At 57.0% G+C, this 26,046-nt stretch carries 28 protein-coding genes; 8 read left to right on the top strand and 20 right to left on the bottom strand.

Going from position 1 to position 26,046, the window contains the following annotated elements; translation table 11 throughout:
• Nucleotides 1-6 precede the first annotated feature (6 nt).
• From JC200_RS18295 to JC200_RS18285, 3 genes are all read right to left on the bottom strand, one after another.
• Nucleotides 7-1,167, bottom strand: coding sequence for an aminotransferase class V-fold PLP-dependent enzyme (locus JC200_RS18295; RefSeq protein ID WP_274433147.1), 1,161 nt, complete (start codon nt 1,165-1,167; stop codon nt 7-9).
• A 104-nt stretch (nt 1,168-1,271) separates the two neighbouring features.
• On the bottom strand, nt 1,272-2,063 hold the full coding sequence (locus tag JC200_RS18290) for an SDR family oxidoreductase (RefSeq protein WP_274433146.1): 792 nt from the start codon (nt 2,061-2,063) through the stop codon (nt 1,272-1,274).
• Nucleotides 2,064-2,103: 40 nt separating this feature from the next.
• Nucleotides 2,104-3,597: a class I SAM-dependent methyltransferase gene (locus JC200_RS18285; RefSeq protein ID WP_274433145.1), complete on the bottom strand. Its 1,494-nt coding sequence runs from the start codon at nt 3,595-3,597 to the stop codon at nt 2,104-2,106.
• A gap of 101 nt (nt 3,598-3,698) precedes the next feature.
• Between JC200_RS18285 and JC200_RS18280 the strand changes: the two genes are divergently transcribed.
• Nucleotides 3,699-4,052, top strand: a complete 354-nt coding sequence (locus JC200_RS18280) for a hypothetical protein (protein ID WP_274433144.1) — start codon at nt 3,699-3,701, stop codon at nt 4,050-4,052.
• Between the two features lie 18 nt (nt 4,053-4,070).
• On the opposite strand, the gene JC200_RS18275 is transcribed toward JC200_RS18280, so the two are convergent.
• Nucleotides 4,071-4,616: a peptidylprolyl isomerase gene (locus tag JC200_RS18275; RefSeq protein WP_274433143.1), complete on the bottom strand. Its 546-nt coding sequence runs from the start codon at nt 4,614-4,616 to the stop codon at nt 4,071-4,073.
• Nucleotides 4,617-4,697: 81 nt separating this feature from the next.
• Between JC200_RS18275 and JC200_RS18270 the strand changes: the two genes are divergently transcribed.
• The 3 genes from JC200_RS18270 to JC200_RS18260 are packed head-to-tail and all read left to right on the top strand — an operon-like array spanning nt 4,698 to nt 7,649.
• Entirely contained in the window at nt 4,698-5,345 is a 648-nt protein-coding gene (locus tag JC200_RS18270) for a hypothetical protein (protein ID WP_274433142.1), read from the top strand.
• A 60-nt stretch (nt 5,346-5,405) separates the two neighbouring features.
• Nucleotides 5,406-6,359, top strand: a complete 954-nt coding sequence (locus JC200_RS18265) for an aldo/keto reductase family protein (RefSeq protein WP_274433141.1) — start codon at nt 5,406-5,408, stop codon at nt 6,357-6,359.
• A gap of 39 nt (nt 6,360-6,398) precedes the next feature.
• Complete coding sequence (locus JC200_RS18260; RefSeq protein ID WP_274433140.1) at nt 6,399-7,649, top strand: molybdopterin molybdotransferase MoeA; 1,251 nt, start codon at nt 6,399-6,401, stop codon at nt 7,647-7,649.
• Nucleotides 7,650-8,048: 399 nt separating this feature from the next.
• Here JC200_RS18260 and JC200_RS18255 read toward each other — a convergent pair whose 3' ends face one another.
• From JC200_RS18255 to JC200_RS18220, 8 genes are all read right to left on the bottom strand, one after another.
• Nucleotides 8,049-9,275, bottom strand: a complete 1,227-nt coding sequence (locus JC200_RS18255) for an ABC transporter permease (RefSeq protein WP_274433139.1) — start codon at nt 9,273-9,275, stop codon at nt 8,049-8,051.
• Nucleotides 9,268-10,224, bottom strand: coding sequence for an ABC transporter ATP-binding protein (locus JC200_RS18250; RefSeq protein ID WP_274433138.1), 957 nt, complete (start codon nt 10,222-10,224; stop codon nt 9,268-9,270). The genes JC200_RS18255 and JC200_RS18250 overlap by 8 nt, the downstream gene beginning before the upstream one ends.
• A gap of 223 nt (nt 10,225-10,447) precedes the next feature.
• Nucleotides 10,448-10,924 carry a hypothetical protein gene (locus JC200_RS18245; protein WP_274433137.1) on the bottom strand — a complete coding sequence of 159 codons (477 nt, stop codon included), beginning with the start codon at nt 10,922-10,924 and terminating at the stop codon, nt 10,448-10,450.
• A gap of 2 nt (nt 10,925-10,926) precedes the next feature.
• Nucleotides 10,927-12,168, bottom strand: coding sequence for a hypothetical protein (locus tag JC200_RS18240; protein WP_274433136.1), 1,242 nt, complete (start codon nt 12,166-12,168; stop codon nt 10,927-10,929).
• Nucleotides 12,165-13,304, bottom strand: a complete 1,140-nt coding sequence (locus JC200_RS18235; protein ID WP_274433135.1) for an ABC transporter permease subunit — start codon at nt 13,302-13,304, stop codon at nt 12,165-12,167. Before JC200_RS18235 ends, JC200_RS18240 begins: the two co-directional genes overlap by 4 nt.
• Nucleotides 13,301-14,344 (bottom strand): hypothetical protein, encoded by a 1,044-nt coding sequence (locus tag JC200_RS18230; RefSeq protein ID WP_274433134.1) that lies wholly within the window; start codon nt 14,342-14,344, stop codon nt 13,301-13,303. The genes JC200_RS18235 and JC200_RS18230 overlap by 4 nt, the downstream gene beginning before the upstream one ends.
• Nucleotides 14,322-15,239, bottom strand: a complete 918-nt coding sequence (locus tag JC200_RS18225) for an ABC transporter ATP-binding protein (RefSeq protein WP_274433133.1) — start codon at nt 15,237-15,239, stop codon at nt 14,322-14,324. The genes JC200_RS18230 and JC200_RS18225 overlap by 23 nt, the downstream gene beginning before the upstream one ends.
• Complete coding sequence (locus JC200_RS18220) at nt 15,196-15,636, bottom strand: GntR family transcriptional regulator (RefSeq protein ID WP_274433131.1); 441 nt, start codon at nt 15,634-15,636, stop codon at nt 15,196-15,198. The genes JC200_RS18225 and JC200_RS18220 overlap by 44 nt, the downstream gene beginning before the upstream one ends.
• 180 nt (nt 15,637-15,816) lie before the next feature.
• Between JC200_RS18220 and JC200_RS18215 the strand changes: the two genes are divergently transcribed.
• The gene (locus tag JC200_RS18215; RefSeq protein ID WP_274433130.1) at nt 15,817-16,296 is read left to right on the top strand and encodes a hypothetical protein; all 480 of its coding nucleotides are present in this window, start codon (nt 15,817-15,819) and stop codon (nt 16,294-16,296) included.
• Nucleotides 16,297-16,429: 133 nt separating this feature from the next.
• Here the strand turns inward: JC200_RS18215 and JC200_RS18210 are convergent, their stop codons facing one another.
• Nucleotides 16,430-17,278 carry a M55 family metallopeptidase gene (locus JC200_RS18210; protein ID WP_274433129.1) on the bottom strand — a complete coding sequence of 283 codons (849 nt, stop codon included), beginning with the start codon at nt 17,276-17,278 and terminating at the stop codon, nt 16,430-16,432.
• A gap of 13 nt (nt 17,279-17,291) precedes the next feature.
• Complete coding sequence (locus JC200_RS18205; protein WP_274433128.1) at nt 17,292-18,074, bottom strand: N-acyl homoserine lactonase family protein; 783 nt, start codon at nt 18,072-18,074, stop codon at nt 17,292-17,294.
• 108 nt (nt 18,075-18,182) lie between these two features.
• On the opposite strand from JC200_RS18205, the gene JC200_RS18200 reads away from it, so the two are divergent.
• On the top strand, nt 18,183-18,479 hold the full coding sequence (locus JC200_RS18200; RefSeq protein ID WP_274433127.1) for a putative quinol monooxygenase: 297 nt from the start codon (nt 18,183-18,185) through the stop codon (nt 18,477-18,479).
• Between the two features lie 67 nt (nt 18,480-18,546).
• Here JC200_RS18200 and JC200_RS18195 read toward each other — a convergent pair whose 3' ends face one another.
• From JC200_RS18195 to JC200_RS18175, 5 genes are all read right to left on the bottom strand, one after another.
• The gene (locus JC200_RS18195; protein ID WP_274433126.1) at nt 18,547-20,046 is read right to left on the bottom strand and encodes a phosphoenolpyruvate carboxykinase (ATP); all 1,500 of its coding nucleotides are present in this window, start codon (nt 20,044-20,046) and stop codon (nt 18,547-18,549) included.
• Nucleotides 20,047-20,125: 79 nt separating this feature from the next.
• Complete coding sequence (locus JC200_RS18190) at nt 20,126-20,959, bottom strand: YheC/YheD family protein (RefSeq protein ID WP_274433125.1); 834 nt, start codon at nt 20,957-20,959, stop codon at nt 20,126-20,128.
• A gap of 82 nt (nt 20,960-21,041) precedes the next feature.
• The gene (locus tag JC200_RS18185) at nt 21,042-21,362 is read right to left on the bottom strand and encodes a hypothetical protein (protein WP_274433124.1); all 321 of its coding nucleotides are present in this window, start codon (nt 21,360-21,362) and stop codon (nt 21,042-21,044) included.
• The gene (gene pcp / locus JC200_RS18180) at nt 21,359-22,039 is read right to left on the bottom strand and encodes a pyroglutamyl-peptidase I (protein ID WP_274433123.1); all 681 of its coding nucleotides are present in this window, start codon (nt 22,037-22,039) and stop codon (nt 21,359-21,361) included. The genes JC200_RS18185 and pcp overlap by 4 nt, the downstream gene beginning before the upstream one ends.
• Before the next feature lie 59 nt (nt 22,040-22,098).
• Nucleotides 22,099-23,049 (bottom strand): nucleoside hydrolase, encoded by a 951-nt coding sequence (locus tag JC200_RS18175; RefSeq protein ID WP_274433122.1) that lies wholly within the window; start codon nt 23,047-23,049, stop codon nt 22,099-22,101.
• A gap of 102 nt (nt 23,050-23,151) precedes the next feature.
• Between JC200_RS18175 and JC200_RS18170 the strand changes: the two genes are divergently transcribed.
• Nucleotides 23,152-23,595, top strand: coding sequence for a DUF309 domain-containing protein (locus JC200_RS18170; protein WP_274433121.1), 444 nt, complete (start codon nt 23,152-23,154; stop codon nt 23,593-23,595).
• 17 nt (nt 23,596-23,612) lie between these two features.
• Here JC200_RS18170 and JC200_RS18165 read toward each other — a convergent pair whose 3' ends face one another.
• On the bottom strand, nt 23,613-24,839 hold the full coding sequence (locus JC200_RS18165) for an MFS transporter (protein ID WP_274433120.1): 1,227 nt from the start codon (nt 24,837-24,839) through the stop codon (nt 23,613-23,615).
• A 221-nt stretch (nt 24,840-25,060) separates the two neighbouring features.
• Here JC200_RS18165 and galU point away from each other — a divergent pair, with 221 nt between their 5' ends.
• The gene (galU, locus tag JC200_RS18160) at nt 25,061-25,969 is read left to right on the top strand and encodes a UTP--glucose-1-phosphate uridylyltransferase GalU (protein WP_274433119.1); all 909 of its coding nucleotides are present in this window, start codon (nt 25,061-25,063) and stop codon (nt 25,967-25,969) included.
• Nucleotides 25,970-26,046 lie beyond the last annotated feature (77 nt).

Raw genomic sequence — 26,046 nt, 5'->3', positions numbered from 1 at the left:
AGTCTGCTACCCCCTTGCCGCTTTCACCACGTTCACGAGCCTTGTCAAGTCGTCTTCGGTGTTGTACACAGCGGTGGATACCCGAATTAACTGCCGCTCCGGAACCGCGCGTACCATCACGTCGCGTTCAGCTGCAGACCGCACGAAAGAAACGGCGTCCACTTGATGTACCCGAAAGTGCACCAGACCCACGCGGCGGTCGCGAGGAGTGACGACGCGAACGTGATCAAAATCGAGCAGCATCTCCATTAACTGCCCCGACAAGCCCTGAATGTGTGTGTACGCATAATCCCAACCAGCTGTTACTCGAAGAAATTGCAGACTCTCAAGCCACCCCACCCACTTGGCCAGACCACCGCGAGTATGCTCAAAACGCGATACTCCCGGAGCAGCTAGGTATGTCCCCGACCAATTCCACGCATCAGGCTCGGCCAAAGAGTGCGCCCCGATAAACGTCTGCTCGAGCACACCCTGCACCTGCCGTCGCACGTACAACGCGCCGACACCAACGGGCCCACAAAGCCACTTGTGACCAGGAAAAACGTAAAAATCGACTCCTGACGCCCGCAAATCAAACGGTTCTGCACCAGCGCCCTGAGCCCCATCAACCGCGACATATACACCGCGAGCGTGAGCAACCTGAACAATTTGCTCAAGCGCAAGCCGGTGACCAGTGCCGCGAGACACATGCGAACAGAGGATGAGCCGGGTCCGTGGCGTGATTGTACGGTCGAGCATGCTGACCATGCTTTCAGCCGGAAGAGTGCCGTCAATGACTTTGACTACTACATCCCGCCGCTGCCTTTGCACGAACGCCGGCAACACGGCTCCTTCGTGCTCTACGTCTGTAACAATCACTTCGTCACCAGGTTGTAGCGGCAACCCCCACAAGATTGTGTTCAGACCGTGTGTTGTACCGTCTGTCAACATAAACCCAGAAGCGTCCCCACCAAGGAGCGAAGCGAGTTGATCCCGTAGTTGTCTCTGTGCCACAATCAGTCGCTCTGCGTACGCAGCTGCCAACCGCCCTTGCGTCAGTTCCCAAGTCAGCGTGTCTTGCATCGCTCGTACCGCGACATCTGGCAATGCACCAAACGATCCGGTGTCCAAAAAAGCCGTGTTCCGCACGGCCGGAAAGTGCCTTCGCAGGTTGTCCACATGCGCCACGTTGACGCCCCCCTCTGTGTTCGCCGACCCATCACCCTGAAACTGTAGCGCGATCTGAGCTCTCCTTTGTCTTGTTGGACAAGACACATCTCTTCTCCTGCTGACTAACGATCTGACTTTGGACTCGCGTCGCGTGAAGAGAAGCTGTCTCTCGCTCGAATCTCCTGTGCTCCCGTTACTTCCATCACGGTTCCGTTCACCTGCTGACTGTGTTCGTCACACAAGAAGACCACGGCGCGGGCCACATCTTCTCCAACCGGAGCACGCTGTTCACCGGAAGTCGGTGCATCTGCTTCCCGAATCATGCGCATTTTCAAATCTCCGCGGATGTCTCCCGGACAAACCATGTTCGCTGTAATCCCGTACTCCCGCTCTTCCCGCGCAATTGACCTAGTGAGCGAGGCCAGCCCAGACTTCGCCGCCGCGTACGCTGCCCGGCGGTTCCACCCTGCAGCCACCGCTGCACCGTCACTGCCCACCGTGATAATACGGCCGAACCGACGGTCGCGCATGCTTTGAACCACCACACGGTACATCCAGAAAAAATTGCTCAAGTTCCCGTCGATCATCCGTCGCCACTGCTCGTCCGAGTATTCAGCAAGCGGCAGACGCTCAAAGACAAATGGGCCGAAATTATGGATGAGTGCATCGATCTCCCCAAACTCCTGCTGACAAGCCTCGATGGCGCTTACAACCTCGCTCTGCTCAAGCAAATCGACAGGTCGGCCGTGCGCGCGGCGACCGAGCGCGTGCGCACGCGAGACGAGTTGTGCTGCTTCGTCCGCACTGTTTCCGTAGGTAAAAAACACATCCCAGCCCGCTTCTAACAGCGCGCGAACACCTGCATAGCCAAGGCCCTTGCCGCCACTTGTCAGGAAGGCCACGCGCTGACTCATTGACGCAACTCCCTTCGGTCCATTTATCATACCACGTGGTTCAGCGGACCACGCCTTTTATGCAGTGCATCGGTAAGTACATTGTGCGGTGACGCAAGGGGTAGCGTGCGCACACGTCTCGTCCGCGGTCGACCAGTTCAGCTACGATCGTACGGCGGTCGTCCCAAGGCAGTTCCATTAGTTCTGTTTCAAAAAAACTGACACCGCGCACGACATGCTGCACTATGGTCTCCGGGTCATCAAACACCCAGGTGAGCGAGGCATTTTCGGTCACTACATCCCTCAAGCCAGCTTGTTCAAACCAACGGACAATCGTCTCGCCGCTCTCTGGCATATAGCTTTGCGGCCGTTCAGCGTTTCGACGCCGCGCAAGCTCAAAAATCGGCTCAAACCAGTCACGGAAAAACGGTGCGTCGAGGCTAAAGTAGCTGCCTTGCCATACGGAGACAATGCCACCCGTCACGACAGTTCGGGCCATTTCGCGCAGCGCAGCAACGGGATCGACAAAGTGCAGAAATGCAGCTCCGACGCACAGGTCAAAGGACGCGGCCGAAAACGGCATTTTCTCGACATTGCCCAACTGAAGCGTCACGTTCGACGGGCGGCCCAACTGTTTCCATTTGCGCCGAGCTTGGTCGAGCATCCCAGAAGACATATCAAGAGCGACCAGTTCTCCCGTCTCGTCGACTCGTTCAGACAGTTTCGCGTCAAACGTCAAAGCTCCTGTCCCACAGGCGACTTCGAGTACACGCTTGCCTCGCAGGTCACCGAGAAAATCGAGAAAGTCAATCCGCAACTGTCTGTGATTCGGCCAAACCACATCGCACATAGCGTCCCAGTCCTCGACTGTGTCAAACGAGTACAGATACGCGAATTTCACTCGTCTGTCAAAGTAGCCGGACTCGCGCATCACCGCTTTAGCTTCGAGGTAGCTTTGCATGCCTAGGCGCGTGATCTGCACTGTTCGCACGCGACCGACTCGCTTTAAACGGAGCGTTTGCGTGGCCAAACTCACCAACATGAACAACTCAAGGTTTTCTGGAAGATATGGGTGGTGGTGAACTCCAGAGAGAAAGGCTTGCTCTGTGATGTGCTTGTGAAAGTAAAGCGGTTGAAGAGTGTCGTACCCGGCGATGATAAAGTAGGCATCATACAGGGCGCCACAGCCAATTCGGGCGACTAGCTCCGTCAGCTTGTCCGCAGCTGCAGCAAGGGACGCCTCTTCCGGTTCTTCCCTGCCGTATTCTTCATGCGAAATCGCAAATGCTGTAGAAATCAACGTCTCAACTAGGCACAAGCGCAACAAGGTCGGAGAAAACGGGCGTCGATCTAAAATTTCCTCTGCTGAGATGGTTTCCTCGTGCATACAATTCGTATAAATTTGTGCAGCCAGACCTCGTGCCAAGCTGCGAACCGTCTGAACAGGCGACTGCGCGGAGTTGCGTAAAAAGTTACTGACCAAGAGCGGGTCGAGGAACACGCCGGTCTCCAACATCGCTTTCAGGTTTTGCACTGCCTGTGGGGAGGACTGCACTGCTTTACCTCCTGTCGCGGCTGAATGCTTGATCGCGGCACAGACCCGTTGAGTTGGCGCCCCAATTCCCCTATGATGAAGCAAGAAAAGAAGGTGACAGTGTGGAGTTCAATCTAGACCCGCGACTCGGCATCGAACTGCCAGACCTCTCAACTCCGTTCGAGTCCTTATCGCCTGAAGAGCAAGAGGATGTCGTGTACCGCTGGGAAGGAATTCGAGCCCGAATACCAGAGCGCATCATGAAGTTTGAACAGGTCATCGAGGACATTCTCGACGCAATTCATCACGAGGAAGATTGGGACACCATTGCCTCGTACTTCGTTGAGGTCTCTGACTATGCAAGCCGCATCGCAGAACTCAACACATGGCGTCGCGTTGACCAGTCACTTCATGGCGCACCGACACAGGGCCACTCCAACCGCGGCCAGACATCCAATGCTCCGCTCGACCACTAAGTTAGGTTGGCGAGCACATTATGAACGCTGGGTCTCGATAATCTCCACGGACTCAATTTGAACAGTCTCAAGCGGTTTACTCCGTTCACCGAACTGTGATGGACCGACTGGCGTTTGTGCAATGGCGGTGACTGTGTCCATGCCGTCTGACACGCGACCAAACACGGAGTAGTTCGGTGTGCGGTTCAGACCACGTGACTGTTCACCAGTACAGACGAAGAACTGCGATCCGTTCGTATTGGGGCCGGCATTCGCCATAGCGACGACACCCGGTTCGTACGGAATAGCCGGTGGAAGTTCATCGCGAAAGCGATAGCCAGGTCCGCCAGCCCCAGTTCCCGTTGGGTCACCGGTCTGGATCATAAACGGTTCGATGACGCGGTGGAAGACAATTCCATCAAAGTATTTGTCTTTGGCCAAGGTGACGAAGTTATTGACCGTCAGGGGCGCCTGGTCCGCCAGCAGGTCGACTGTAAAAGTGCCCTTGTTCGTGTGAACGACAGCCTGATAGTCCGTGTTCGCCTGCAACTGCATGTCTGGAGCGCGTTCGTACTGCTGTGCCAATTTGCCTAACCCCTCTGCTATGAACTAGTCGACATTGTACCATAATGATAAAAAGATCCAAATGAACTGAGGAGAAGAGAGATGGACATGCACCGTTTGCGACGCATCGTCACTGCTTGGTGGGGCGTCAATCACGATGGTTTGCAGCACCCGGATTCCGAATACATGCCATCTATGTGGGAACAAACCGAGACCTTTCCGTCCGACCAGCCGGAACACCTCTCGCTCGACGTACTGTGGCTGAAACCTAGCGAAATCCGGCGGGTACTGCGGTTTGTGGCAGAGTCCTGGCACATCGCTAGCACTGATTACACTGAGTTGGCCGAAATACAATGGGAAGTCTGGAACGCCTCGCAAGGTCTGCAGCCACAACCGGATATCGCAATTGCCTGGATGAAATCGGAACGTCCCACATACCCCGCATTCCCGCTTGGCGTGCTCTCCGGGCGGCCCAATTTCGCGGCGAAGTATTACTACATCTCAAATCTCGCACTTCATCCGCGCCTGCAAGCCGGTTCAGCCAACCGTGCCACGCTGTGGCGCAACGCAGCAGGTAGACGAGTTGCGGAGACTCTCATCCATGCGGCGATTGATATCAGTCACGAACTCGGGAACTACGGCTGGGTCGCAGCGACACCGGCACCCGGCGATGAGCGTGGCTGGAACGCACTGAAGTTCTACTCCCACGACGCTTTCACCTATCGCCGCATGGGGTACTTTACGTCTTGATTCCCCGATGGTGATACAATAGACAGCGGCCCACAAAACCATATACCGGAGGGTGATAGCATGCACTACCGCAGACTTGGCAAAAGCGGCCTTAAGGTGTCTGAACTTGCACTGGGAAGTTGGCTTACATACGGCACCGTAACCGAAAAACAGCAGGCTATCGCCTGTGTCAATGAAGCGTACGACCTTGGCATCAACCACTTTGACTGTGCCAACGTGTACGGCTCCGAACCGCACGCTGCAGAGGTCGTGCTCGGTGAAGCGCTCAAACCCTATCGTCGCGACAGTTACGTCGTCACGACCAAAGCGTACTGGCCGGCTGGTCCTGGCGTAAACGACCGCGGACTGAGCCGTAAGCACATCATGGCGCAGATTGACTTGAGCCTAAAATCGCTTGGCGTCGATTACGTCGACATTTTTTACTGCCACCGCTATGACGAAGAAACAGACTTGGAAGAGACCTTACGCGCCCTCGACGACATCATCGCACAGGGCAAGGCACTCTACATCGGTCTCTCGGAATGGCCAGCGGAGAAAATTGCAGCAGCCGTGCAACTGCAAAAGGAGCTTGGCCTGCGCAAGTTTGTTGCTAGCCAACCCCAGTACAACATGCTCGAACGGTACATTGAAAATTCCGTAGTTCCCCTCTGTGATGCTGCCGGAATTGGGCAGGTCGTCTTTTCACCGCTCGCGCAGGGTGTCCTGACCGGCAAGTATAAGCAGGGACAACCGGCCCCTGCCGGGTCTCGCGCCGCGACGCAAGGTGTGAATCGCTTCGTTGAGCGCTTGATTCAAGAGGATGTACTCACAAAGGTGGAACAATTGTCAGGTGTGGCGAAGCGCCTCGAGGTCACGATGTCTCAGCTCGCACTGGCCTGGGTGCTGCGTCTACCAAGCATCAGCAGTGCACTCATCGGTGCGACCCGCCCGGAACAAGTACAGGAGAACGTCAAGGCTTCCGGTGTGAAGTTGGATGAATCCACCATCGCCGAGATCGAAACCATTTTCGCCTAAGCGGAATGCATGTTTGCTTGCGAAGGGACGTGACGCACGGTGGATGTGCCCCACCCATTTGACGAAGCAGTGGCAACTGTGAAAGCTCTGGCACCTGCCGTACGGAGCGAATCCGTCCCTGTCGACGACTGCCTCGGCCGCATCCTTGCGACCGAGGCAGTGGCGCGAATCGACGTTCCGCCATTTGACCGCGCGATGATGGACGGTTTCGCACTGCGCGTGGACGGCGAACTCGAGGAAGGGATAACTTTCTCAGTCACTGGAACCCTGGCAGCGGGCGATGCCCCTACCGGCTCTCCCCCTGCAGGCAGTGCGGTACGCATTATGACTGGCGCACCGATGCCGGCAGATACGAATGCAGTGGCGCGTTTTGAGTGGTGTGAAGAGTCGACGTCTTCGCAACACGGAACCACGGCGGCATCCGCTTCTGTGCGCTTGTTGCGGTCTGTACGTGCTGGCGAGTCTGTGCAACCACGTGGACAAGACGGTGGCGCTGGCACGGTTGTCCTAGGGCATGGTGTGCGATTGGCAGGCGCACACCTGTCTTTATTACGAACCTATGGCATCGCACATTTGTCCGTCGCCAAGCGCCCGACGTGCAGCATCATCGTCACTGGGAGTGAACTCTGCCGTGATACTGAGGCGCTGCTTGCACCCGGCCAAATCTACGGAGCCAACGACGCCTATCTGTCTGGCGCGCTCACTACCGATGGTATCGCGGTGACGGAATGCTCGTACGTCGAAGACAGCCGTGACGCAATCCGTACGGCTCTCGTCAAAGCGGTGGCATCGAGCGACTTCGTGATTTTGACAGGCGGCGTATCTGCGGGAGACTACGACTACGTCCCCCGAGTCATCGCGGACCTTGGCGGACAAATCGCGGTGCGGCGCGTCTTGATGCGACCTGGCTCACCACTGGTCGCCGCCACCGTAGAGGGTGCCGTGGTATTCGCGCTCTCCGGAAACCCTGCCGCAGGATTTGTGCAATTCGAGACTCTCGTTCGGCCAGTGCTCCGGCAAGCCATGGGCTGGCACGACGAACCCTTCCCCGCGAGCGGCCGCCTGTTGCACACGGTCAAACAAAAGCCCGTGCGACACACGCGAATTTTGCGCGGCGCTGCCCGAATTGAGGGCGGCGTGGTGGTTGTCGACACGGAGATGGCTCAGGCAGCCGGCCAAATCTCGAGTTTTGCCAGCGCAAACTGCCTTGTCCGTCTTGACGAGCCGCACGTCGAGGCAGGCACTGTACTGCCCCTGCGCTTTCTCGACGGTGCACTGTCCTCCAGGTAAAGTAACCACAGACAATTAAGCGGGGCTGTATCCAAAGGCTTTCTAGCCGTTTGGTACAGCCCTACTATGCGTACAGTATTCGAACACGTTGCTTCTCGTTCATCAGTTTACATAATCAAGAACTTAAGGACTCCAAAACTCGTTATTGCGTTTATAGTTTACATAATCACCCGTTTAACGTGCTCAAAACGCGTTATGTCCTTTTGAGTCTCGAGATTTACCACCTCTGTTCAGTAATAACGTTCTGTGGGCACGTTATAACGGATAAAACCCGTTCCTTCCATTCCATAACGCGTTCTTAACGCGTTACGTATCTCAGATGGACGCACTCGAACTCGTGTAGTCGCTGCAGGAGCAGGTTTCGACCGTACCCATAGTGGCAAACGTCACCTAGTCATATTACGCGTTCAGTACATCCCGGCGCGAGAAGTAGAAGAGTGAAACGGCCAAGCACACCACGCCCCACACCACGAGGACCGTCGTGCCAAGCGAGAGTGACACTGGCACCTGGGCCTGTTGGCTGAGTGCGCCAGACCAGTCGGAGAAGAGCGCAAGGTGAACGGGGAAGAAGGTGTCCACAATCCACTTGACATGCGCTGCCATCTGCGACAAGACAAACCCGATGATGACAACACCAAGCGCGACACCCGTGCTCGCCATTGCGGAGCGAAACAACGTCGATGCGAGAAAACCGACGGTTGCCACGACGAGCATGGCGAAGATGGTTAAGAGCACTGACACGAAGAAGTAGGTGCCCATCGATACAATCGCAGCATGGCCATAGTGCGCAATGAGTTCCTGCCCAGTTGTCGTGCCCGCCCCACCTCCAGAGTTGGGGTCGAGCGCTGCGCTCTGGCTCGTGTATGTGACGTTGACGAGTTGTGGCTGGTTGGCCCCTGCGCCTCCGAACACTGCTACACCGACGGCCCACAAAGCTGCGCATGTGACTGCAGTCGCCAGAGCCGCGGCGATAAGCGACGTGATCCACTTGCCAAGCAAAATTTTCGACCGAGACACCGGCCGCACAAGCAACAGTTTAATCGTACCGTCCGTCGCTTCCCCGGCCACCATGTCAGCCACGAGAATCACGACAGTAAGCGGCAGGAACAGCATCGACGTAAACGTCAGATACTGCATGATTTGGTCGTAGGCAGACGTCTGGTACCCGGTCGGCGGCTTGACGTTGTGCGCAAGCTGATAGTTCATCTGAAGCAACTGTCCCTGCTCCAGATGCCACACTTGTGAGTGCACCCGCTCTCGCACCGGGACTTGTGCCATCTGCTTTTGCAGTATCGTCCTTTGTTGCAGGAGCGGCTTTCTCCAGTCCGCCCCTGGTTTCTCTGCCGCAATTTGCGTCTTCAAGCTCGCAATCTGCTGTTGTAAACTCTGAATTTCCGGCTGATTGGCCTGCGCCTGCGCCTTGTTCGACTGCAGACCCGTGAGCATCTGCTGTGTCTGTTGCAACTGCATCTGCGGCGTGTTTTGCAGGATGTTTTTGTGTGCCTCATAAGATGTCAGGCCGAACAGTCCGACTGTCAGCAGCATTAACGCACCTGCGACCCATAGTCGCTTGCGGCGCAACAACTTCGTCCACTCGTTTGCGATCACTCCAAACAACTCACCCATTGCGTGATTCCTCCCCCGCCGCGACCGCAGAAGCCGCACCGTCATCTGTCAACTGCAAGAACATGTCTTCGAGCGAATCGCGTCCCTGTTCGACGCCGTAGATGTCCACATCCGCGGCAACCAACTGGCGGATCACGTTTGGCACCTCGTCCCGCTTGACCATGACGCGAATGGCACTGCCCGCAGCACTGTCGCTGTGTGCCGAAATGCTCTGAGCCGCCAGTGCACTCATCGCAGCCTCTGTATCCTGCACGGCAATCCTGACCCCGCCGGACGCATTTTCGATTAAATCGGCCACTCGCTCTTCCGCAATGATGCGCCCTCCCTTGAGAATCGCGACGCGGTCGCACATCATTTGAATCTCACCGAGCAGGTGACTCGACACGAACACGGACATCCCGTCATCCGCAAGACGTCGCATCAGTTCGCGAAACTCGCGCATCCCCGATGGGTCGAGGCCGTTGGTCGGCTCGTCGAGCACCAACAACTTTGGCTTTGCGAGCAGAGCTTGACCGACACCGAGTCGCTGTCGCATGCCAAGTGAGTAACGTTTCACCTTTTCGTCAATCCGTCCGGTCAGACCCACGAAGTCCACCACTTCGTCAATGCGCTGGTTGCGCCGCCCTGCATCAAGCCCTGCCAGTCGAGCGTAGTGCACCAAGTTCTCACGACCCGTCAAATACTTGTACGTCTCCGGGTTTTCCACGATGGTTCCGATGGATGCAAGTGCCGCTCTACGGTCATGTTGGACATCGTGGCCCATGACTTTGATTGACCCGCGAGTCGGCTTAGCCAGTCCGACAATCATGCGGATGGTCGTCGTCTTGCCCGCCCCATTGGGTCCGAGAAACCCATACACTTCCCCTGGTTCCACCGTCATTTCAAGGTTTTCAACAATCAACCGGGAGCCAATTTTCTTTGCAACGTTTTCGAGTGTCAATACAGACACGTTCTCAACCTCCTGCGCGGCTGTGCAGTGCAACAGCAACCGCGGCCATATGGGAAGTGCTCTCTAGACAACGCAGCGTGGTATGTAGGGGACGCCCGTGCGGGCCGTCTTGCTTAATACACGCGACGGTAAAGCCAGTACGCCAAGCCGCCAAAAAGCAGGAAAGCGACAGGAAACACCAGTGGAAACGGGGTAACGAAACTCATCCGCAGAGCTTCTGCGATTAGGTAGGAGAAGACGGCAGCAAAGCCTTCACAGTCAGGGCAGTCAGAGGCAACAGCAACGCCAACACAGTCTGTACACTCCAAACGTGTACCCGGCGCACTGGCCCAAGCAGCGCAAACTGCGTTCTTCCCCAGCTGCGCTCCAGCGACACCACGGCGCATGCAAAGACGATGGAAACGAAACCTGCAGCTTGACTGATGGGAGTGAGGCCAGTGACTTTGACCGGTGCATGCACCTGAAACGACGGAGATTGGAGGGTGCGGTGATAGAGTTGTGGAAACAGCACACCCTCTACAATTTTGGCAGCATGTGGTCCGCTGCCCGCTATCGCCGGGAGAGCCGCAAGAGCTACACCTGCGAGCATAAACACAAAGGCCCCTGCGATAAGCCAGCGCCACGTGCGCCACAGACGCCACGCCTCAGCGCGCCACGGCCGAGGCGATGCAAGGTCAGACCCGTCGACCGCGATCGACATGCTCATCGCCTCCCACCGTTCAAATTACGGAGGTTTGCGACGTGTCGCGTCCAGCGCCATTGATACCCGCCACCAAGAACGACAAACGCCGTCACAAATACCCACAGAAAGTTCATCCCGGCCCTGAGTGCTAACCCATTTGCAAGCAAAAGCGCGAGAACGCAAGCACCGAACCAGAGGGTCGGCAGAACAAGACTCGGCAAGATAAACACGCTCTGCCAACGCTCTATCAGGCTCACCTTGCTCACCCGCCACGACAGATAGAGAAGGAAGACAGTCCAGACCAGGAACCAGATGACCAGCCCCCACGTCAGGTAGACATTCGTGTCGATGGTCAACACGTGCACTGGCAGCGGGTCACTCGCTGACGCAGAACCCTGTGGCAGTCCACTGCTTCCCCAGGCCGGGCTCACACCCATGCCTATGTTCCCGAGTGGTGAGAGTCCGACAAGGAAGTGCCCCACGCGTACGACCCCCGGGCTACCTGAGAGCCAAGTCTGACGAGGAAGAGCTCCTGATGTGCTGAGTGCTACACTGTTTCCGGAACCAAATAGTCTCCCGCCAACGCCCTCTAACACCCAACCAACTACGGCCGAGACTGCTGATACACCGGCGCTCACGACAACGGCGAAGAACACGTGACCGACACCGGCAACAGCAAACAATGAGGCTGCTGCGACGGCGCAGATGACAAGGACGTTGATCCCCCACCAAACCGCGACGAAGTGTGGTGGGAGGACCCAGTGAGCAGCAGCGTCGACCCACAGGACAATCAAAGCCTTCACGGTCCAGCCCACAGTGGGAATCGCTAGTACCGCGACGGTTTGCACGCGCCACAGCCCCCATCGACTGGTGGGGCCGGACAGAGCGAACTGTGCAGAACCTCGGCCACGGTCGAACGCCACAACCACACAGGCGAAGACCATCGTGACCAAAACAGTAATACTGCTGATTGCAGGTGTCCCGTACATGTGAAGCGGCAACTGCAGTGTCACGGACCCTGGACTGAGATGAAGATGAAATACTTCCGGCAGCAGGACTTGCCGGAACACACGGACCTGGGAAGCGGCCGACGTACCCATCGCCCTGTACGATTCGCCAATGGTGCCAATGAGCATGACGAACCACACAACCACCGCCGGGACACGCCAGGTGCGCCACAGCCGCCACGCCTCTGCGCGCCACCATGATGGGCCGTGCACGCCTTGCACGCCTGTCACTACGCTGCCCTCGTCCAATGTCATGACCGGCCCTCCATTCTGCTGCCTGCAGTTCGCACCAGCCGCCTGATGACAAACCAAGAGAGTCCATAGAATAAGACGAACCAGACCATGAAAATGTAACCGTTTTGCATATCGGTAAATACATGGCCAAACACATTGGCGATGATGAAGCACATTCCCGCGAGGACCACGTACCACAACGCGGGGTAAAAGAACGTGTCGGACATCCGCTCGACCGACGCCGCTTCAAACAAGTGTGCGCCAAGACGCCAGAATCCGTAGGACCACGCCACGAACCACAGCGCGTAGACAACCCCGGCGAGGCTCGTGAACGAATCCGTCCGCACTGCCATCACATGAAAGTTATCGAGCGGTGAAGCTTGGCTGATGATGGATGTAAGTACGTTGAACCAGTGAGCGTACGGCGTACCAAGCGACATCCCGTTAAACGGCGTTGAGTTGAAGAAATAAAGCATGTTTGATACAAACAACGGTACCGCGGCCGCGAGAAAGGCGCCGCCTGCTGCGAGAACCAAGTTACTGCAGGTTGCAGCCGCAGCCAGCCCAGTGAGAAACAGGGCGCCGCTGATGAGCGCGTGCGCAAATGATACACTGCCCATCACGCCAAGGACCGGCTGTGCCTGTGGTGTCGGATACTGCATGGCCAAACAAGTGAGAATCGCCCAATTCACCACATACGCGACGGCAATCACGGTAAGGCCTAAGCCGGCTTTGACTCGCATCAGGTCTTTGCGCTTGACCGGGCCGGAGAGCGTAAAGAAAACCGCACCTTTCCCTGTGTCTCCTTGCAGAACAAGCACACCAAGTAACACTGCCGCGACCGAAGCAAGCACCACATGGCTGGTGCTGAGGTTGCCTGCCGCGACCGCCACCACGTCAGGACGCATTACTTCGGACAGGTAGGGCGGCGTAGTCAACTGCAACAACATCTGACCAACCATAGCAGCGACGAGTAGAAATCCAGCCAACAGATACTTCGTCCGGTTTAGCCGCCACTCCCGGTACACAAGCGCTCTGGGAAACCACCGCTGCAGGAGCGACGTAAATTCACCTTCCGTCCGACTTGGGATGTCGGATGTACTCGACGCATTCGTCGCTGTACCGTTGTTCTTGGACGAATCCATGTTGTCGATCACGCCCGTTCACCGACCCTTCGCCCTTCTGTCCAACGGGTGACGCGCCGAATCATCCACCACACGACAGCAAAGACGACCAGAAACACCAGAATCCATGCGTGCCTCGGTCCCGCACCGTCGATCCGCCGAGCGATTATGAAGGCGATCACGGACGCGGCCCCAGCCTGCGCAACGTAGCGCAACTTCGGGTACCAGTAAGTCTCGGTCATCCTCTCCACTGGCACCTGCTCCCACAAACGGCCCCCCAGTTTCCAAAACGCGATGCACCACGTCGCAAACCACAGGAGGTATGGACCGACAATAGGTCCACTGCGGCCGAACGTGAACGCGGCCAGCGGTGACATGAACTGCAGATACGTCGTCAACTGGGCAAACCAGTGAGTAAAACCAATACCCGTTGCCAAGACGTACGAGCGGGTGAAGAAAAACGACAAGACCACGCTCACAAAAGCCGGCACTGCAGCCGCTAGCACCGCCCCCGCGGCTGCCAATAGCGGGTTACCGACGGTACACGCTGCTGCCAGGGCTGTCAGATAAATCGCCGACAGCGCGAGCAAGTGGGTGCACGCACCGACAGCCATTACGCCCGGTTGCCATACACCGTTGGGCCCGCTGTCTGTCGAAGCATATAGCAACCACGGCAAGAAGAAGGTCAGCGACAAGACTGCGACGCCGAAACCTGCCTTGACCCGCAGTACGTCACGCCGCCGGGCGCCTCCCAAGAGAACGTAGGCGATCCCTGCCCGATCTGCGCGCATCGCAAGCGTTCCCAGACCGACGACAACCGCAACCCAGTACACGGTCAGGTTGCTAAGGCTAATGTCAAGCGACACAAACGAATCCCCACCACCGTGCACGATGGGATAGCTCATCATCAGCCAGGTCGCGCCGTACAGTAGGCGGTTTAGCCGCCACTCCCGGTACACAAGCGCTCTGGGAAACCACCGTTCAAGACGGCGGCGCACCGAGTCTGCTGCGCCAGAACGTGGACTGGATTCATCGGTCGCAGTGTCCACGCTAGGAAAGTAGGACCGCGTCACGCGTGTAACCCTCTTTCTCCATCAAGTAGCGGAACAAATCGGACAGTTCCAGCCCAATCGGTTCGACGAACGTGGCACCGGCGGCCCACAAACGTTCCTGAATTCCCACGGCCCCGGCCCCCTCTACCGTGATGGTGAAGACCTGCCCTTGACGGTCCACACGCGCCACCGCAGGGTGGTCTTCAATGGCGGGGGGCAATCCTGTCGGCAGCGCCGCTTGAAGCCGGTGCACATGGTCTTTTAAGTCGTCGATCACGCCGCTTGCGATGGCACGTCCCTGGTACATCACCGCGATGCCGTCCGCAATGCGCTCGACATCGTCGAGCAGGTGTGTCGCAAGCACGACGGTCGTGCCTTCGCTTGCCGCTTCTTGAACCAGAAGCTGCAAGAACTGACGCTTCACCACCGGGTCGAGCCCATTCGTCGGTTCGTCGAGGATGAGCAAATCCGGATGAGTAGACAACGCGATGGCGAGTCGCAGTTGCATCTTCATCCCCGTTGACAGGTTGCGAATCGCCCGCCCGGTCGGAAGCTCAAGGGCTTCGAGAAGGCGAGTGCACCGGGACTGGTCCCACCGCTCGTAGAGCATGCTTGAGTAACGAATGAGTTCGTGAACGCGAAACGACCGAAACGGTTCGGCATCTCCTCCTACGTAGTGCACGCGCTGCCGCAGTGGTGCAGCCTCCCGCGGGAGCACTTCTCCAAACAAGCGCACTTCCCCTCGACTCGGCCACATCACACCGAGTAAAAGCCGCAACAATGTGCTCTTGCCAGCCCCGTTCGCGCCGACAACGCCGTAAATTGAACCGGCTGGCACACTCAGACTCACGTTGTCGACGGCGACGCGGTCGTCAAATTGTTTGGTTAGATTGACCGTCTCTACTACTGTCGACATCAGTTCCTCCCCCAGTCTCCAATCGCCAGGCCTCAATCACCTGTCGAAAGACATCCAGCACGTCCTCATCGCGAAGGTGCAGGTGGTGTGCTTCGACGAGCAGTTGGCGCATCTGATCCCGCATTTCTGCCAACCGCTCATCCCGGTTCGGTATCGCAGGCTGAAGTGTGATGAACGTGCCGCGTCCGCGCACGACCTCAATAATCCGCTCGCGTTCAAGCTCCTGATACGCCTTGGCAATCGTGTTGTGATTGATCGTCAGCTCTGTCGCCAGTTCACGTACGGACGGAAGCCTATCGCCCGGTGAGAGCATTCCCTTGGCCACCGCCGCCTTCACCCCGTTTACCACTTGGAGGTAAACAGGGACTGACGACCGTGGATCCACGTGGAGCCACATCGCCCTGGCCTCCTCACGGCATACTATTTGTCATGTGTGTACCAGTACATCTGGTACACGTTTAAAATACGACTTTTCTCAGGCGGAGTCAAGGGTCGAAGGAGAACCGGGCGATTGTCCGGGACGGCGGGCGAATGTCGCGCGTACGGTGTAGGGAAATGGGCGAAAGGAGGCTGTCAGATGTCGAGTTCACTGCGCAGCCATGCAGAATCGTTAATCGGGCGGAACGTCCTTGTGTATCACGTGGAAGGTGTCGTCTATCATGGTACACTGCACTCGGTCTCCAAGGCAGGCATCTACCTCGCAAACTGCTGTGTGTTCAACCAAGTATCTGCGACGTCGAAAGCAAATGACATTGCACCGGCAGTCGGTAGTCCAGAGGAACTAAGCGTTTCCCATGTGTTCTTTCCATTCTTCTTCTTGCCATTCGCAGTTCTGACCGGCGTCGCCGCGGCCAACCTGGCCCGTCCGCCGTACTATGGGTATGGCTATCCTCCGTACGGACCTGGATACGGGTACTATGGCCCCGGTTACAACTACGGCCCTGGTTCCGGTGGCTACGGTCCTGGGTATGGACCTGGGTATGGTCCGAGGTCCGGTACTCGGCCAGCATCGGGGTCGGCAGTTGACAGCGGTCCGACTCCTCCGCCGTGGTCGTAATGCCGTTCGGCAGCGAGGAGTCCGAGCGGGAGCGGACACACGGCGGTTTCAAAGTGTCGACAGCGCACACAGCGGATGGACGGGCGCGTTGACCGTCCATCCGCATTTTCACGCTGACGCCTACCTGCCACGCTTAGGCATTGACTGCTCCGAGCACACCAGTTGTCGCTGTCATACCGATGATTACGCAGCCCCAAAACAGTTTGTAGGCCGTGACCATGTCCGGGCTGGTAAACCGGATGGTCTTCGGGCCGACCTGCTCGACCAGCGGAATGGTGGTCGTCATGTGCGCCTGTGCAGTGGTCTTGTACTCTACCTCAAACGTCACAGGACCAGTTACGACCAGCGGCGGCACATGACCGACAAGCTTCATTGCCTCAGCCGCCTGAGCACGAATGACCTGTTGCGCCTTGCGTGGTGGCAGCAACTCGGCCGCGTAGCGGTCGATGCCCCGCTTTACAACTGCACCGACGACATGCGGCAAGTCCTGCTGCACCTCCCTGACGTACGCGTCGTCACCCGCAACAAACAAGGCCGGCACACCAAATTGCCCAGCTACCCTGGCGTTCAACTGGGTTTCGCCGACAACTTGTCCATTGACGCGAAGCTCGCTGACACAAACGCCAGCCAAGGTGTGGTTGATGACGGCTCGCTCGTCGCCGCCTTCACGTCCGTGATGACCAACGAAGAACACGCCGCTGTAACTATCATCCAGTCCTTCGAGCTGACACATCACCCGATTGTTCCCGCTGATCAACGTAGCGCGCTCGTCGAGGTCTTCAATCAAAATGTTGGACATGTTGCCGTGCCCGTCCGCAACGACAACATCCGTTGCCCCACCGTCAAATGCTCCTGCGATGGCAGCATTGACGTCCTGCGTCATCAGTTTCCGAAACCGCTGGTACTCGGAATCCTTGGACAGTTGCATGTTTGTCGCGACTCCACTGATACCTTCCATATCCGCACTGATGAAAATTTTCACCACGTGCACCTCCTCAGTAGTGTGCAGGGAATGGTCGAACTGACTTTGCTTGGACAGTGTCGTGTCCGTAGAAGACGAAGGCATGTTCGTCCTTGGCCAGGTCTTTCAACTTTTGTATTGACACTTGCTTCTTGGCTTCGTCAGCCACGGTGAAGGGAACGTTCTCCTCGAAATTCGCTTGCGTGTATGCCGCGTCAATCGTCAACAGAATACTGCCGCTTTGCGGTGTGCGCACCAATACAGACTGATGGCCAGGGCTGTGCCCGGGCGTGGAGATGAGGCGCACACCCGGCACCAGTTCCACATCCCCGTCGACGAGGTCGTACTGCAAATTGGGTGCAATCCAGAATGCCTCTGCCTGTTCCTTTGCGGGCAGAGAGAAAAACGCCTCGTATTCGGCGCGCTGCACGACCACCTTGGTCGTCGGAAAGTGGCGATTGCCGCCAGCGTGATCAAAGTGCCAGTGCGTGCTGACGACACACAGCAGGTCGCTTGGCCCGAGATTCGCTCGCGCCAGCGCCGACAACACGCTGTCGCCTGCCGCCATCTGCGGGACAATTTCGGGCGCTTGCTCTCTGTGGTCGGGGTCGGCTAGCAAATCGGGCCTGTCGATACATTCGTCAGGCATCCCAGAGTCAATCAGAATGGGGCCATCTGTCGTCTCAATCAGGTACACCCAGACGGGCAACTCAACGATTGTCTTCCCAGCCTCCGTTCCGTGCAACCGGGTGTCGAGCATCCAGTTCGCCACGCCGCAGTGGCCAACCGGAAGAATTGACAAAGACTTCACCGCCATACTCAGTGCACCTCCGCAAGTAAGCTTCAACGTATCGCTTGAATTGTACCGCAGTCGAAAGGGAATGTACGTACAGAGAGCGAATGACGAGCGAGAGGAGGAGTGTACATGGTAGTACTCACAGCGCAGTATCAGTGTAAAACCGGTATGGGCGACCAAGTCGAGACGGCACTGTTGGAAATGATGAAGCTGGTCAAAGACAACGAACCCGGTTGCGTTCACTACTTGGCAAACCGCGGCCAAGCGGACAAGGACGCATTTCTCCTATTTGAGCAGTACCAAGACGAATCCGCCCTTGCGCAGCATTCGGAGACAGCGTACTTTCAGCGGCTGGTTCTGGGCACCATTGTGCCACTGCTCGAGAAGCGTGAACGGACTCTGTACTCAGCGATTCAGCCGAAATGAAAATCGACCGTTTAGCGGCCCCACCGAGCGGACTCGCTAAACGGTCTCACATCCATCCACACTTGTGTTATCGCCGCGCTGAACCGGACATCTCCAAGTATCCGGCCAGTACATCCGCAAACGACGCCGCCAGTTCCTGTCGTCGTTGCCCGTAGCTTTGCTGATGCTTCTCGTCGTGCTCGGGATGCAAGAATACGTCCGGCACCCCTGCCACGGCAACCGGAACAGACAGAAACAAGTCTTCGCTGCGCTCAGTCTTCACATTGTCGAGTTCGCCGCGAATGATGCGGTGAACCAGGTCGCGCGTCAACTTGAGCGGGACTCGGTCAACCTCTCCGTAGACGCCTCCGACCCACCCGGTGTTCAGCAGGTACACAGGTACATCGTAGCGAGCGATTCTCTCCATCAACATATCGGCGTAGCGAACAGGCCGGTCCGTCAGAAACGGCGAGCCAAAGCAAGCGGAGAAAGTCCCTTCGGGCTGAACGACGTCACGCTCAGTACCCGCTAGTTTGCTGGTGTACCCAAGCAGGTAGTGGCGACGAGCGTCTTCCGGTGTCAAACGAGCGACTGCCGGGAGGACACCGGAGGCGTCAGCAGACAAAAACACAATGACATGGGGGTGGTCCCCGCGACCACTCGGTTCGATGTTGCGGATAAAGCTGAGCGGGTACGCTGCACGCGTGTTCTCCGTCAAAGAGCGGTCGGAGTAGATTGGTTCCCGCTTGTCGTCGCACACCACGTTTTCCAGCACCGCTCCATAATGAATGGCATCGTAAATGTCCGGTTCCTTCTCGCGCGAAAGGTCAATACACTTGGCATAGCAACCGTTCTCCATATTAAATACCCCATCGTCCGCCCAACCGTGCTCATCGTCGCCGATTAACCTGCGCGCTGGGTCGGCAGACAAGGTCGTCTTGCCAGTACCGGAGAGACCGAAGAAGAGCGCGACGTCGCCCGCATCGCCAACAGACGCGGAGCAGTGCATCGGCAATATGTCGCGTTCTGCCAAGTGGTGATGCATCAATGTGAAAATCGATTTTTTCAACTCGCCGGCGTACTCTGTGCCGCCGATGAGAACAATGCCTCGTTTCAAATGGATCACGATGAACGTGTCCGTGCGCGTGCCGTCTGCTTCCGGAGATGCCGTTAGCGTCGGGGCCCCGTACACTGTGTATTCTGGCGTCACAGTCGAATCGCCGTTCAGGAACAATTGCTGAACGAACAAGTTGTGCCATGCCAACTCCGTGTAAAAGCGCACGGGTACGCGGTGCTCCTCGGTGTGATTCACCGCTCCGTCAAAAACAAAGCCGCCAGTGGCTTGTAGATGCGCCTGAACCTTTGCAAACAACCGGTCAAACTGAGCCTCCGTCAACCACTGATGACGCTCCTGTGGAAGTGGGCAACCCTCGTAGGCGACGAAAAATTTATCCTTAGGGGAGCGCCCGGTGAACTTCCCAGTTTGTGCGCAAAATGCGCCGTTGCTGAGCAACATGCCTTCGTTGCGGCGGATCGACGTCTCAATCAGTTGTGCAGGCGTCAGACGCTGCCATGTCTCTTGAACCACTGGATCACCCTCCATTGTGCAGTCCTAATGGATTGTATTATGACATACTATTTATGGTCTTTGGAGGGATTTCGACACACTATTTGTGGACTTTTTGAGACGACGTGGTCCTCTTGTGGAGTCCCCGTTGATATCGCCCCCAACGGTATTGGATTCGCCGATACGGCACAAGGTCGTCAGTCATCTTCTTGAATAGCGGGTGACTCGGGGCAGTGTTCTCTTCTATTAACCACACCCGGCCGCTCGTGTCCACGGCTACGTCGAGACCAATTTCACGGTACGGTTGATAGGTGTCAAAGTGACGGGCTACGCGCAGGCCAAGCGAAACCATCTCATCGATGCAGCGTTTAATCCGTTCCTCTGACCAGCCAAAACTCTGCCTCAGCGCAACGGCGACAGGAATCACCCGACCGTGACTGAGCGCTACGTTGGTTACGACACTACCCTTCCCTGCAACTTTTGCCGCCATGCCTGAATACAGCCATTTACCACCGGGGACTTCTTTTTGCATCATCACGCGGATGTCAAACGGAGAACCTTGCACACGTGCCAGCGCGATTCCATGTTGGACCACATACGCGCGGCCTGCGCGTTGCCGGTCAACAAACCGCGCGGCAGCATCGACGCCCGGAAACTTCCTCGGCGGCCGGTTTGTGTGTTGTACAAACACCGCTCTGTCCGATTTCCAAACCTTTAACACGCCTTGTCCGCGACTTCCCCCGGACGGCTTCACATACACCGACGTGAAACGGTTCATGTAGTTCTTCAAAGTGTTGACCGAATACCGGCTCGTCTCCGGCAAGTATTTGCGGATTTTTGCATCCTTCGCGAAGTGCAAGTAGAGCAGGTACTTGCCAAGTTCCGGTTTGCGGCGGTTGGCACGATGTGTGGCTAGACGCCTTGCTGTGGTCATAAGAATCGCCCCTTTCCGGCCTAGTTCGTCCCATCTTATGCGACGGACGACTCGGCTGGCAGGGACGAGTGTGAGGCGTTGTTCACTGCCTAGATTCGGACCTCGCTGTTTCCACAGCCTCGGCGAGGCGCTCTCGAAAGTCCGACAGAGCTGCACCCGGCGTCTCCAACTCTTCTCTCACAAATCTTCGCCGCCAGGGACCCCCACGAAACGGGGCGACGTTGTGAGGGGCCACACGCAGTTCGTATACCTCTGTTCCGGTCATTTCCTCGGTGAATTCACTCTCTGGCACTCGACGGACCGTACGCACGAGTACATTCGCAGCTTGGGGTTCAAGCGGCGGTTTTGTCAGTTCGACATCGGCGAGCGGAAAGACGGCGTGTAACCAAGTCCATTCACTCACGGTTGCACGCTCCTCTGTACCCACTCCACCAGGTAGTCAACGATGCTGCCTACAGCGCGTGCGCACTCTTCGCGACCAAGCGATGGCTGTCCTTCGTGCCGCGCTGCCTGCTCTGGCAAATACGGCACGTGAACAAAACCAGCCGCCACACACTCGTCAGACCAAGGCTTTGTCTGCAGCAGATGCATAAGTCCGTACAGGACGTGGTTGCACACAAAGGTCCCCGCCGACCAGGATTCCTCCGCCGGAAGCCCAGCCCCTCGGAGGTGAGCGATTAAATCTCCTACCGGCAGCCGACTAAAATAAGCGTCCGGCGCACCCTCTACGCTCTTTGTCTCTACGGGCTGATTGCCGGCATTGTCCGCAATTCGGGCGTGGTCGAGGTTTACGCCGACTCGCTCCACCGAGATGGCGCTACGCCCGCCTGCTTCACCAAAGCAGACGACGACCTGAGGTCGAACCTGCTCAATCGCTTTCGTCAGGATATCGCGTGCCTGACCGAACGCAGTCGGCAACTGCCGTACATAAATTTGTACACCGGAGCGGGTGGCTACAGGATTGGAAATGTCTACGGTGTCTGCTCGGTCCTGACTGAGGAGCGCACTAACTGCCTCCCATGCAGCGTTTACCGGTTCCCCCGCAAACGGCTCAAACCCCGTCACGAGTACTGTAGTCATCGCTTTCCCTCCCTCGCGTGTGCAAGACTCGACCGCTCGCCACGTTGGCAGACCCCCGCTTACACTTCAAAACCGAGCCGTTCGGCACACCACTGTAAGAAACGCGGCGCGTCAACACCGACACATACGGACGCATTCGGCCTGTGCTCAGGCACGGCGCGCGCGTCGACAACCGTCATCCCCGCCGTCAACAAGCCGTGTGTCTCAACGTCGACGTAGTAGTCTTTGACTTCGCACAGAGTCGGGTCGTCCACCATCGCAACAGCCAGCGGGTCGTGCAACGCGCACCAACTGTCGTCACCGCCCTGTGCCTGCGTCCGCTCGTAAGCGTTGATGTAAAACGACACTGCCTCTTTCAGGAACTCGGAATAACGACTCTCACTCAGGGTAGCCAATTGTTTGGAAGTCAAGCGCGCCTGCATCGTCACGTCAAGACCGACCATCGTGATGGGAGCTCCTGAGTGAAACACGATGTGGGCCGCTTCGGGGTCACCCCAGATGTTCGCCTCCGCGAAAGGCCCAACATTTCCGGGGCAAAACGCTGCGCCCCCCATCATGACGATGCGTTTCAGCTTTCTGGCAATGGTCGGATCAAATTGCAACACGTTGGCGATATTCGTCATCCGCGCCACAGGGATGAGCGTAACTTCGCCAGGGTGTTCCGTGACCATACGGTGAATGAATGTTGTAGCGGACTCATCTTGTGCCAAGCGGCGAAGAGGTGGCAGTTCAGCGTCGCCGAGGCCGTTGTCACCGTGAATCCACGGCACCGGTCCGCCCCACTCCCGCAACAGAGGCTTCTCCGCCCCGACATAGACGGGAATATCAGTCCGTTCAGCGTACTCGAGGACAGCCAGAGTGTTGTGCGTTGCTGTCTCTACATCTACATTGCCAAAGCAAGTCGTGATGCCGATGACGTCAAGCTGAGGTGACCGTACCGCACACAGAATCGCTAGGGCGTCATCCACGCCTGTGTCCACGTCGAGGATGACTTTGTGTCGAGACTCCATTGTCTAGATTCGACCTCACTTTACGTTCGAGTTTGCGATTGTCCCGCTAAGGGCCGCACTACGCTCATGATATCATGAGTGAAAAGCAGAGGAGGTGAGCCTGTGCAGCACTTGCCCGATGACCGACTCATATCCTACCTCTACTGCTTTAACGTGACCCAAGATTACTTCACATGCCACGAGTACGGAGAGTCACTATGGCTTGACAGCGGCCGTCCGCAACTGCTCAAAGGACTCATTCAGGCGGCTGTCTGCCTCTACCACTTACACAGTGGCAATGTACGCGGCGGTTACCGCATGTGGCAGCGGGCGAAAAGTTACTTGCTCCCGCACTTACCGGTGTACGCGGGGATTGACTTGAGCCAGTTGATTCGAGACATTGACAGGGTGTACGGCCAGGTACCGACTCAGTTCTACGACCAGCACGTGTCTGTGGCCGAGATGAACGCCATGAATCTTCCGGACGTTTACATCTCCATCGTAGACCCGGACCTCGCCAGCACTGTAGAAACATGGCAACCGACGTCGCTCGACGAACCGGACTGAATACTGCTGTGGAGGCGCTAGCCTGCGTGGTTTGGCGGCACATCACCAGCGACCGCAGCTCGTCCAACTCCACGCTGCGGTCGTCCTGTCACGTAAGTCAGTGTCGTCGTGACCAAGAGCAGGAGACCTGTAACCCAGAACACGCTGTGAACCGAGAATGCCCCAGCGAGTGCTCCGCCCACGAGCGGTCCAAACAGCGTGCCGATTTGATTGGCAGTCTGGTTAAGACCAAAAGCACGTCCACGAAACTCCGGTTCTGTGGACTGAACAACGAGCGCATTGATAGCCGGGAACACAGCACAGAAAAACGCCCCGTACACAAAGCGAACAGTCGCAAAACCCCAAATTTGATGAAACGGCAACTGCGCCAAATTTCCGACGCCACCGCCGATCAGCCCGATCAACAGAACCTTGCGAAAACCAACGCGATCGGCAAACCGTCCCCAGCGCGCGGCAAATATGACACTGGCGATGCCTGAAAGTGAGAAGATGATGCCGGCAAGCAGAGAAATGTCGTGCCAATGTGAACCCAGTTGCGCTATGTAGAGCGGCAATACGGGTTCAATCGTCATGATTGAGAACGCAGTCAGCATCGTGATCATCAGAGTCACCAACAGCGGACGGTTGTGTACGGCCGTCTTCATGGCGCCCATCACTGAACTGCGCGTTTTCGCCGGGACAAAGTTGTACTCCTTGACCCAGACAAGAACAAGCAGTGTTCCAAGGAGCACAAGGACACCTGCCGCTGCAAAGGCGGCTCGATTGCCTAGCCAGCTTGCGACCGCTCCGCCGACGAGCGGTCCAAGGATGCTCCCGGTCGCCGTGGCGGTGGACATCAGAGCCAGCGCATAGCCAACGTCTTGCTTCGGCGTAGAGGTGCCAACCAGCGCGATGGCGCCCGGAATGAACCCAGCGAGCAGACCCTGAACGCCGCGCAGAGCCAACAGTTCCCACGGGTGCTGAACAAACGCGGTCAGTAGGTAAACGAAGCAAAGCGCGAACCCGGAGCGAATAATCATCGGCTTACGCCCGTACTTGTCTGCCACTGAACCCCAAAACGGAGATGACAGAGCTCCGGTCAAAAAGGCACTGCTGAAAATGAGTCCGGACCACATCGACGTGTGGTGATGAACGCCGATCTTGAGCAGAAACAGGGGAAGAAATGGGACTACCATGGAGTAACTTGCACTGGTCACAAGTGAACCAAACCAGAGCAACCAGAGATTTCGCTTCCATAGCGGCATGACGACCCCTCCGAGAAAAGGCAACTTGTGCGGTAGCGTTATTCTACATCTTTTCGGAGTCCGAAGGAATGCTCAGAATGCCTCCCCCAGAATTGGTAGCCGCTGATGCTCTTCCAGATTGATTAAAGCGTGTATAATAGAGGTGATTTGTGTAAACGTTACGCAGTCCGACTCTGCGTCTAACGAGCCGTGTGTTTCGACAGAGATTTGAGGTGACGGAGATGAAAGTCCGTAAGGCCGTGATTCCTGCGGCAGGCTTTGGGACAAGAATGCTCCCTGCCACAAAGGCAGTTCCGAAAGAGATGCTGCCCATCCTCAACAAGCCCTGCATTCAGTACATAGTCGAAGAGGCTGTGTACGCCGGCATTGAGGAGATACTCATTATCACCGGACGTACGAAGAAAGCGATCGAAGACCACTTTGATCGTTCTCCCGAGCTCGAACTGCACCTAGAACAAAGTCGAAAGTCAAGCATGCTGACTGAGGTCAAGGCCATTTCTGACCTAGTCGACATCCACTACGTGCGCCAGAAGACACCGCTTGGCCTAGGCCACGCTGTTCTGTGCGCAAAATCGTTTGTTGGAAACGAACCCTTTGCTGTCCTGCTTGGCGACGACATCATTCAGTCGGAATGCCCCGTCACTCAGCAGTTGATGGAAGTCTACGATGATCCGGAAACGGTCTTGCTCGGGGTACAACGCGTACCCGCTAGTGATGTTTCTAAATACGGTATAATCGATCCGGTCGGCAATGCTGACGATGCACCGCATCGACTCATTCCGGTCCATAGTGTGTTTGAAAAGCCGTCCATGAAAGCTGCGCCATCGAATCTCGCTGTGCTTGGCCGATACATTCTGCCTGCCTCCATCTTCGAGGCGCTCGAACAGACCCCCTTGGGTCACGGCGGCGAGCTTCAGTTAACGGATGCGATTCGCAACTTGGCGTTGTCCGGTCGCGCTCTCGCGTATCAGTTCGACGGCGTCCGCCATGACATTGGGCAACTTGAAGGGTGGTTGCGTGCGAACATTTCATTCGCAATGTCCAACCCTGCGCTCGCGGCGTCTGTCTTGGCCCAGGTTCAAAGCGCCGAGCGTTCGGCGACCCTGGAGCAGCAGTCCCTAGGTACTTGATCGGAAAATCAGCCAAGAGAGCGAGACCTTCGTCACTTGTGCGGTGTGACAAGCCATTTCGCCTCGTGAAATTGTGC

Origin of the sequence: Alicyclobacillus sp. ALC3, from assembly GCF_028751195.1 — a bacterium.
GTDB lineage: Bacteria > Bacillota > Bacilli > Alicyclobacillales > Alicyclobacillaceae > Alicyclobacillus_L.
The sequence above is the reverse complement of the archived record's forward strand: the minus strand, read 5'-3'. Positions and strand labels throughout refer to the sequence as shown.

Excerpts from the sequence above, each read along its gene's own strand:
- JC200_RS18165 (WP_274433120.1), bottom strand. The coding sequence starts at position 24,839 with ATGCCGCTATGGAAGCGAAATCTCTGGTTGCTCTGGTTTGGTTCACTT.
- JC200_RS18240 (WP_274433136.1), bottom strand. The coding sequence starts at position 12,168 with ATGACATTGGACGAGGGCAGCGTAGTGACAGGCGTGCAAGGCGTGCAC.
- JC200_RS18225 (WP_274433133.1), bottom strand. The coding sequence starts at position 15,239 with ATGTCGACAGTAGTAGAGACGGTCAATCTAACCAAACAATTTGACGAC.
- JC200_RS18175 (WP_274433122.1), bottom strand. The coding sequence starts at position 23,049 with ATGGAGTCTCGACACAAAGTCATCCTCGACGTGGACACAGGCGTGGAT.
- galU (WP_274433119.1), top strand. The coding sequence starts at position 25,061 with ATGAAAGTCCGTAAGGCCGTGATTCCTGCGGCAGGCTTTGGGACAAGA.
- JC200_RS18205 (WP_274433128.1), bottom strand. The coding sequence starts at position 18,074 with ATGGCGGTGAAGTCTTTGTCAATTCTTCCGGTTGGCCACTGCGGCGTG.
- JC200_RS18190 (WP_274433125.1), bottom strand. The coding sequence starts at position 20,959 with ATGACCACAGCAAGGCGTCTAGCCACACATCGTGCCAACCGCCGCAAA.
- JC200_RS18265 (WP_274433141.1), top strand. The coding sequence starts at position 5,406 with ATGCACTACCGCAGACTTGGCAAAAGCGGCCTTAAGGTGTCTGAACTT.
- JC200_RS18215 (WP_274433130.1), top strand. The coding sequence starts at position 15,817 with ATGTCGAGTTCACTGCGCAGCCATGCAGAATCGTTAATCGGGCGGAAC.
- JC200_RS18220 (WP_274433131.1), bottom strand. The coding sequence starts at position 15,636 with ATGTGGCTCCACGTGGATCCACGGTCGTCAGTCCCTGTTTACCTCCAA.
- JC200_RS18270 (WP_274433142.1), top strand. The coding sequence starts at position 4,698 with ATGGACATGCACCGTTTGCGACGCATCGTCACTGCTTGGTGGGGCGTC.
- JC200_RS18245 (WP_274433137.1), bottom strand. The coding sequence starts at position 10,924 with ATGTCGATCGCGGTCGACGGGTCTGACCTTGCATCGCCTCGGCCGTGG.
- JC200_RS18255 (WP_274433139.1), bottom strand. The coding sequence starts at position 9,275 with ATGGGTGAGTTGTTTGGAGTGATCGCAAACGAGTGGACGAAGTTGTTG.
- JC200_RS18200 (WP_274433127.1), top strand. The coding sequence starts at position 18,183 with ATGGTAGTACTCACAGCGCAGTATCAGTGTAAAACCGGTATGGGCGAC.
- JC200_RS18290 (WP_274433146.1), bottom strand. The coding sequence starts at position 2,063 with ATGAGTCAGCGCGTGGCCTTCCTGACAAGTGGCGGCAAGGGCCTTGGC.
- pcp (WP_274433123.1), bottom strand. The coding sequence starts at position 22,039 with ATGACTACAGTACTCGTGACGGGGTTTGAGCCGTTTGCGGGGGAACCG.